This window comes from Streptomyces sp. EDA2-14 (genome assembly GCF_054963755.1).
Genome location: NZ_JBUEGE010000010.1, coordinates 274,586 through 282,205, shown reverse-complemented (window position 1 = coordinate 282,205; position 7,620 = coordinate 274,586). Strand labels below are relative to the sequence as shown.

Below are 7,620 nucleotides of genomic sequence, written 5' to 3'. Positions count from 1 at the left end.
CCGGCCGCCCGAAACACCGAGACCCCCACATAGAGGCACTCGACAACACCGACACACCAACGGCCCAGATACCGCGGCGCTACTCCGCCCCGTGCCGCACGATCGTCGTCGGGACGACGGTGCGGCGGGCGGGTTCCTCCGGGCTGGGGGCGCCCCGCGCGATGCGGTCCAGGAGGAGTCGGGCGGCGCGCCGTCCGACCTCGTCGGCGTCGTAGGACACCACGGTGACGGGCACGTCCAGCAGGTCGGCCATCTCGAAGTCGTCGAAGCCCGCGAGCGCGGTGCCCGACCCGAGGCGCCGCACGGCCCGGTACGCGCCGAGTGTGATGCGGTTGTTGGTGCAGAACAAGGCGGTGGGCGCGTCGGCTCCCGACAGCACCTCCAGGGCGGCCGCCTCCGCGGTCTTGATGTCCTGCGGCCCCCTGCGCGCCCACTCTTCACGGGTCGTCAGATCCGCCTCCTCGTGCGCCGCCCAGTAGCCGCGGTAGCGCTCCGCGCCGGTGAACAGTGTCGGCGGATTGCCGAGGAAGCCGATGGACCGGTGGCCGTCGGCGATCAGTTGGGCGGTGGCGGCGCGGGCACCGCCGAAGTCGTCGACGAGGACGCAGTCGGCGTCCATGCCCGACGGGGGCCGGCCCGCCAGCACCACGGGCGTCGGCCCCAGCCGGTCGGGGCCCAGGTGCGCGTGGGTGGCGCCCGCGGGGACCACGATCACACCGTCCGCCCGGCGTGAGATCAGGTCCTCCACGAGGTCCCGCTCCTGCTGGACCTGCTCGGCCGTGTTCCCGAGGACGAGACGCATCCCCCGTTCCGCCACGACCTGTTCGGCACCGAGGGCGAGCCGCGAGTAGAACGGGTTGGCGAGGTTCGTGACGACGAGGCCGACGAGGCCGCTGGTACGCCCGAGCCGGAGGTTGCGGGCCACCTCGTTGCGCCGGTAGCTCAGTTCGCGCGCGGCCGTCAGCACCCGTTCCCGCGTGGCGTCGCTGGCCCGGCCCTCGCCCTTGAGTACACGGGAGACGGTCATGGCACTGACACCTGCCCGTGCCGCCACGTCCTTCAGCGTGGGGGTGGCGGGCCGTGCGGGTCGGCTTTCTGTCGAGGACACGGCGTGGGACTCATCTCAACGAGGCGGCGGTGTCCAGCGGGTGAGGCGGAGACACGGTCCCGGCAATCGTAGGCCGGTCGGGGTGTCGACGGCAGCCGAAGGGGCCGGGCACAAGGAGGGGGCCGACCCCGCACGGGCCGGCCCCCTCCACGTCACCTCGGGTTGCCCCGGGCCATGCCTACAGCGACGGCAGCGTCTCCGCCGGCGACACGCCCGGCAGGGACGGCAGCTTGGGCAGACCCTCCAGGTCGGGCTTCGGCAGGTCGCCGCCGAGCACGATCGCCACCACGACATTGACCGTGCCGGTCAGCGTCGCCTGCAGAGCGGCGGCGGTCGCCTTCGCGTCCCCCGCGGAGGCGGCCTTCACCAGGGCGTCCACCTTGGTCTGCAGGTCCGCCGCGGCCTTGACGACGAGCTCGGCACCGGGGGCCTGTGCGCGCGTACCGGCCGCCTTGTCGGTCGCGGACTTCGCGTCGGCCTGGAGGCCGTCCAGGGCCTTCTTGACGTCGGCCGCGTGCTGGGTGGCCTCTTCCTTGGGCAGCTTGCCGTCCGGAGCCTTGAGGACAGCGGCGACGAGCCCCGTCACGGGCTGCAGGACGTCGCCCGCTCCGGCCAGCGCGTCGTTCTGCTTGGTCAGTGCGTCGGCGCCGGGGACCGGAGCTGCGGACACGCTCTGGGCCGGCGAGTCCGCGACGGACGAGAAGGCCGGGCCGGCCGTGCCGAGGGCGAGGGCACCGCACAGCGCGGTGGAGGCAAAGAGGCCGGCTTTCCGGGAAATGCGCATGGAACTTCCTTTTCGCGGTTGACGGGTGGTGCTCTCCGCAACCGTGCGAGGGGTGCACACCGTGCGCAATCGGAACAACACGTTCGGTGGCGTCCAATCGGCTCAGCGCAACGTCCTTGACCTGCGGTTTCTCTGGGTGGGTCGGGCGTGTCGCAGGTGCGGCCAATAGGGGATCTTCCGCACCGCTCCCTGTCTCCCGGCGGACGTCAGGAGACGTCACCGATCACGAAGACCGCGGTCGTGACCGCGAACAGCAGCAGGCACGTGACCGGCCAGTACAGGAGGCGTGCCGCGCTGTTGTCCCGCCAGTCCACGAGACGGAAACGCCGGTCCGAGGTGTGCTCGACCGCGTTCAGTGCCACCAGGCCGATGACCAGGTAGAGGATGAAGTAGAAGTACTCGGCGTACACGATGCCGCCGGCGGATCCGGTCGCCGACCGCAACGAGCTGTGCTGTACCGACACCACCAGCATCATCGACCCGCAGAAACCGATCACCGCCCAGGTGCTGAACCCGGACAGGGAGCGCCGGTCGGAGTCCTTCGTGACCACGAAGAGCGAGGCGAAGACCAGCATCGCGATCACGATGAGCGGCACGAGCCGGTCGAGCAGCGGGCTGAGGAAGGCCCGGTTGAGACCGATCGAGTACGACAGCTCCGGGATCTTGCCGTCCAGACGGACGTCGGGACGGCCGTAGTTGGTGCGTTCGTTGGAGTGGCCCATGGAGAATGTGGTGAACCGCGGCTCCCACTCGCCGCTCACGAGGTGCTGGTACATGCCGAGCTTCTTGTGGGGGTCCCAGGGCGGGTACGCGTCGAAGTCCGGTACGAGCGCCGTGGTCGCGGAGTCCTGGGGCCACATGATCAGCCAGGCCACCTGGCGGTCCAGCGGATAGGTGCGGTAGTCGAACTTCTCCCGCACGGTAGTGCTCAGCCGCCAGCCGACGACCTCGTCGCCGCCGCCGACCGGGTCGCGGTAGATCTCGTCGCCGACGCCGCCCTCGATGGCGTCGGGCAGCTCGATGTGCGCGGATTCGGCATCGTTCTTCGGCAGCCGCTGCCAGATGTAGCCGGTCATCTTGACGTTGTGGCTGTCCGTGTACTGCATCGTCTCGATCATCAGGCCGGTGGGGATGGCCTTGCGCCCTTTGAAGTCCTGGCGGGCCAGTGCCTGCTCGGTCTGCGCGCGGTCGGACACCACGGTGCCGGGCGCCGCGTGCACCTGGTCGTTCTGCGCGACGCACACCCAGATGAAGACGGTGCCTGCCACGCACAGCAGGCTCACACCGGCACTGAACCAGGCCAGCGCGCGCAGCCGGGTCGGGCTGGGCCACAACAGCGCGGCGAGCAGCGCCGCCAGGCCCGTCACTCCGCACACCAGGGTGAGAGTGGACCGCAGGCCGGTCCCCTGCAGGTCCTGGATCACGTCGTCCATGGTCACGGCCGCCACGGCGGCGATCGCCAGCAGCACCACCGCGACGACGGCCGTGATGACTCTGCTCCGTCCCCAAGACGGTCGCTTGCCTGTGGGAGTGGGTGTCATCGATACCTCGTGCGCAGTCGGTCATCGGACAGACACCAGCATCGAACGCGGCTGCTGGGGGCGCATGTCGAGCCGACGGTCCGCCGCGGCTGTGCTCAGGGTGTCCCGCTCTGGTCGAGGACGGTGTTCAGCAAGGCTTCGGGAGCCATGGACCGTGCGCGGCGCAGCCGCTCGTCGTACGTCGCGTCGCCCAGGAACTGCCTGGTCCGCTCCCTGGTCCGTTCACACAGGGGCAGGGCGTCGGGGGTTCCTCGGCGGAGAAGGCCGACCGCGTGCCAGAACCGGTTGCTCGCTGCGATCGCTGTGACGGCCCGGCCGGGGTCTTCCTGCGCCGACCAGCTCGCGGCCAGCAGATCGAGGCCCATCGCGATGCCGAACTGGTCGCCGATGCGCCGCTTCGCGTCCAGCATGTCTCGCGCGTGCAGGCCCGCCTGCTGGGGCCGGTCCTCGAACAAGGCGATCAGGGTCAGTTGGTAGTCCAGGTACGAGCGGGTCCAGTACTCCCCCAGGCGCACACAGACGTCGCGGTGGGCCTCGGCCTCCTGCCGTGCCTCCTTGAGGCGCCCGGCACCGGTGAAGGCGAAGACGCGGACCAGACGGCACAGACTCTCGCCTGTCGTGAGGTGAGGGAAAAGCGCGTCCGCCGGCCGGTCGCCGTCTGCGCCGGGTGCGGGGGTCTGCCCGTACAGGGCGTCATCGGCACGGTTCAGCGCCCTGAGCGGCTCACCGTTCAGGAGCGCGACCAGCCCTTCCAGGTAGGCGGCCTGCCGCATGCCCTCGACATCGCCGGCGGCGAAGGCGGCACGCAGGCTCTCCGCCGCGAGAGTGCGTCCGTGCCCGTGCTCTCCCTGCAGAATCCGGGCCAGGGCGAAGGACCACAGCCCCCGTGCCCGCCGTGGATCCCGGTTCGGTGTGCCGGGCAGGGCGAGCTGCGCGAAGTGTGCGACGTCGTGCAGGTGGCCCGAGCAGACCCAGAAGAAGGCGACGTTTCCCAGGAGTTCGAGCGCGGCCGCCTCTTGCGAGCGCAGCAGGAACTCCATGGCGCTGCACACGTCGTGGTGGAGATCCCGCATCCGGGCGTACCAGTACTGCTGGGTCGGGCTCAGCCACTCGTCCTTCGCGCGGGCGGTGGTCTCCAGCATCACCGCCGCGTGCGCCGCGGCGACGGCCGTCTCTTCTCCCAGTTCCCGCAGCCACATGCGGCCGTAGGCGCGCACCGAATCCAGCATGCGGTACCTGCCGTCGACCGCTGTCACCACGGACTTGCGTACGAGCCCGGCGAGCGCGTCGCTCAACTCCCGCGCGGTCAGCGGTCCACCGGCGCACACCGTCCCGGCGAGCGCGGCGTCGAACGTTCCGGGGAACACGGACAGCCGCGCCCACAGAAGGCGTTCGGTCGGCCGGCACAGTTCGTGGCTCCACCCCACCGCGGTGCGCAGCGCGCTGTGCCGGGCCGGGCGTGCTCTCGGCCCGTCCAGGACGTCCAGCGCTCCTTCGGCCAGCTCCCAGGTCTCCTCGATGGTCCGGCGCCGCAGCAGTCCGGCGGCAAGCTCCAGCGCCAGCGGGACCCCTTCCAGGTGGGCGCACAGGCGCTCCGCCAGAAGCCGGTCCGTCGTGCTCCCCAGGGGGCGGCCCGCGGCGGCGGCCCGCGACTCGAAGAGCGCGTACGCGTCGGTCTCCAGGTCCAACGGCCCCAGTTCCACCACGTGTTCACCGGGCACGCCCAGGGGCTCCCTGCTCGTGACGAGTACCGTCAGCCGAGGGCATGCGGCCAGGAGATCGGCGACAAGGCTCGCGGCCGCCCCGACGAGATGCTCACACGAATCCAGGACCAACAGCACACGTCGATCGGCGATCCAGTCGCGCACCACCTCGGTCAGGGGGCGCGCCGTGTGGTCCGAGAGGTCCAGCGCGTCCGCGACGGAGGCGGTCAACAGCTTGTCCCCGAACAGGGGCCACAGGTCGGCCCAGCACACCGCGCTGAACCCTGCCCAGTGGCGGCCGCGTACGGTCCGCAGTGCCAGTCGTGACTTGCCCATGCCCGCGCCGCCGGTGACCGTGACCACGCCAGGTTTCTCGAGCGCAGTCGTGAGCTCTGCCAACTCGGCGGTGCGGCCGACAAAGTATGTGGTCTCGTTCGGCAGGTTCGTCAGCACGGAACGAGTCTCCTTGAACGCATGGTGCCCTGTGATCGAAGTGGGGGAAGTCCGGAGTCGGCAGGAAGCATTCGGTCATACGGAAGTCCTTGCGGGCTCCCCGAGGGTGAGGGCCTGCACGATCCGGTCCACCGCAGCCGGGATCGGAAGTCCGCAGGGCAGTTCGGGTGGGTGGCCTGTGACCGCGCGGGACGCGAAGTCGGTGTCGAGGTGCGGCAGGCATACGTCGACGACGGCGACGCGTCGCCGTCTCTGCTCCTTGCGTACCGATTCCAGCCAGGCCGCGAGGGCGGCCTTGGCGGCCGCGTAGTCGGCCATGTTCGCCGGCGGGTGCTCCGCGACCACGCCCGTGACGGCCGCAAGGACCGCGCCGGCCTCGACCAGTGGCAGCGCGGCGCGCAGGAAGGCCATGGGGGCGAGCGCGTTGACGGTCATCAGGTGTTCGGCGAGGGCCTCGTCGACGGTGTCCGCGGGGCCGAAGGCCGGTACCCCGATGCAGGTCACCACCGCGTCCAGGCCGTCCGTCCGCGCGGCGGCCCGGCGGGTCAGGGCGGCGCAGGCGTCCAGATCGTAGGCGTCGAATCTGCTCGCGGCGGTCCCGGGGAGTTCGCTCTGCAGTGTCCTCAGGGTTGCTTCGTTCCTTCCGGCCAGGTGCAATCGCGCGCCGCTGGTGTGCAGCTTGTGTGCCAGCGCACGGCCGACTTCTCCCGTGGCTCCGGGGATGAGGATGCGGGCTCCGTCGATGTTCATCGCGGACTCCTTCCGCAACGTGGTGCGTGCAGAGGTCAGTCGCGGCCGTCCCGGCGGCCGGCGGGTTCGTGCATGGCCCAGCGGATCAGGCCCGTGCCGAGCCGTCCGGTCGGCCGTACCGCCCAGCGTTCGGCGGGCTCCCAGCGCGGCAGGCGCAGTTCCGTGGCTGCCCAACGAGGCAGCAGGGCGATCGCGTTCGAGGCCAGCACGCTGTACAGCGGAAGGGCCGCGACGGGCAAGGGAGGTTTCAGCAGCAGGTAGCGCGCGGTGTCCAGCGCCTCCGGTGTGGCACGCAGTTCGGGGCGGTAGGCGGCGAGGCACTTGCGCAGCGCCGCGGTCGACTCGGGAGGGGCGCAAACACCGAGGGCCCGGGCGATGCGGGCCATCTGTCGCACGTACTCGTCGCACTCCTGCGATGTCAGGGGGCGGGAGCCGAAACGCTGGTGTGCTCCCAGGAAGGAACTCACTTCGGCGAGGTGAATCCATTCGAGCAGCTCAGGGTTGGTGGCGTCATAGGCGACGCCGCTGTCCGTCACTCCTCGGATGCGTTCGTGTACCGCGTTCACCCGGTCGCAGGCGGCCTGCGCGGTCTCGGCGGGGCCGTAGGTCGTGGTGGCCAGGAAGGTGCTCGTCCGGTGCAGGCGTCCCCACGGGTCGCTGCGGAATCCGGAGTGCGCGGCGACGGCTGCCATGGCCGTGGGGTGCAGGGTCTGCAACAGGAGCGCCGACAGGCCGCCGATGAACATGGCGCTGTCGGCGTGGACTTCGCGGATCGGGCTGTGCGGCGGGAACCAGCGTGGGCCGGGGGTGTCGTGGATCAGCGCCCGCTTGCGGGGGCCGTCCGGTCCCGCGACGCGGGCGAACAGCATCGTGCCCGCCCTCCGGCGCAGCGGTTCCAGCGCACGTCGGGCGAGGACGGCCATGGTGGCACCTTCTGTTCCGGAGGGTCTGAAGCGCGGTCGGGCCGGACATTTGGAGTTCGGCAATAACGCGGGGAACGGTTGCAGTTGCGCGGAACTTTCCGCTCGACCGGCTGGACCAGCTCGACCGGCTCGACATGCGTACTTCCCGGACCAGGAGGAGCGTTGAAGTATGACCGACTCACTCCGCCCGCCCACCGAGACACCACCCGTGGAGGGCTCCACCGCCGAGGCGCATCAGGAACGGCCCGACGGTGGTGCCTGGGAGCACCCATCCTGGTGGTTGTGGCTCATCGTGGCCGGCTGCGCACTCGTCGCCGCCTTCTTCGTCGCACGCCTTTGGGGGCTGTGACCACCTTCT

At 70.7% G+C, this 7,620-nt stretch carries 7 protein-coding genes; 1 reads left to right on the top strand and 6 read right to left on the bottom strand.

All coding sequences use genetic code 11. The annotated features are described in order from the left end of the window. Positions 1–79: 79 nt before the first annotated feature. From ACY34M_RS24530 to ACY34M_RS24505, 6 genes are all read right to left on the bottom strand, one after another. Positions 80–1,108, bottom strand: a complete 1,029-nt coding sequence (locus tag ACY34M_RS24530) for a LacI family DNA-binding transcriptional regulator (protein ID WP_462720200.1) — start codon at positions 1,106–1,108, stop codon at positions 80–82. Between the two features lie 178 nt (positions 1,109–1,286). Then, positions 1,287–1,892 (bottom strand): hypothetical protein, encoded by a 606-nt coding sequence (locus ACY34M_RS24525; RefSeq protein ID WP_462720199.1) that lies wholly within the window; start codon positions 1,890–1,892, stop codon positions 1,287–1,289. Positions 1,893–2,098: 206 nt separating this feature from the next. Beyond that, the gene (locus ACY34M_RS24520; RefSeq protein ID WP_462720198.1) at positions 2,099–3,433 is read right to left on the bottom strand and encodes a hypothetical protein; all 1,335 of its coding nucleotides are present in this window, start codon (positions 3,431–3,433) and stop codon (positions 2,099–2,101) included. A gap of 95 nt (positions 3,434–3,528) precedes the next feature. Continuing rightward, positions 3,529–5,589 carry an ATP-binding protein gene (locus tag ACY34M_RS24515; RefSeq protein WP_462720197.1) on the bottom strand — a complete coding sequence of 687 codons (2,061 nt, stop codon included), beginning with the start codon at positions 5,587–5,589 and terminating at the stop codon, positions 3,529–3,531. Between the two features lie 75 nt (positions 5,590–5,664). Continuing rightward, positions 5,665–6,339, bottom strand: coding sequence for an SDR family NAD(P)-dependent oxidoreductase (locus tag ACY34M_RS24510; RefSeq protein ID WP_462720196.1), 675 nt, complete (start codon positions 6,337–6,339; stop codon positions 5,665–5,667). A gap of 35 nt (positions 6,340–6,374) precedes the next feature. Next, positions 6,375–7,262 (bottom strand): oxygenase MpaB family protein, encoded by an 888-nt coding sequence (locus ACY34M_RS24505; protein ID WP_462720195.1) that lies wholly within the window; start codon positions 7,260–7,262, stop codon positions 6,375–6,377. Between the two features lie 169 nt (positions 7,263–7,431). On the opposite strand from ACY34M_RS24505, the gene ACY34M_RS24500 reads away from it, so the two are divergent. Beyond that, positions 7,432–7,611, top strand: coding sequence for a DUF6480 family protein (locus ACY34M_RS24500; RefSeq protein ID WP_462720194.1), 180 nt, complete (start codon positions 7,432–7,434; stop codon positions 7,609–7,611). Positions 7,612–7,620: the final 9 nt, after the last annotated feature.

Excerpts from the sequence above, each read along its gene's own strand:
- ACY34M_RS24525 (WP_462720199.1), bottom strand. The coding sequence starts at position 1,892 with ATGCGCATTTCCCGGAAAGCCGGCCTCTTTGCCTCCACCGCGCTGTGC.
- ACY34M_RS24520 (WP_462720198.1), bottom strand. The coding sequence starts at position 3,433 with ATGACACCCACTCCCACAGGCAAGCGACCGTCTTGGGGACGGAGCAGA.
- ACY34M_RS24510 (WP_462720196.1), bottom strand. The coding sequence starts at position 6,339 with ATGAACATCGACGGAGCCCGCATCCTCATCCCCGGAGCCACGGGAGAA.
- ACY34M_RS24505 (WP_462720195.1), bottom strand. The coding sequence starts at position 7,262 with ATGGCCGTCCTCGCCCGACGTGCGCTGGAACCGCTGCGCCGGAGGGCG.
- ACY34M_RS24500 (WP_462720194.1), top strand. The coding sequence starts at position 7,432 with ATGACCGACTCACTCCGCCCGCCCACCGAGACACCACCCGTGGAGGGC.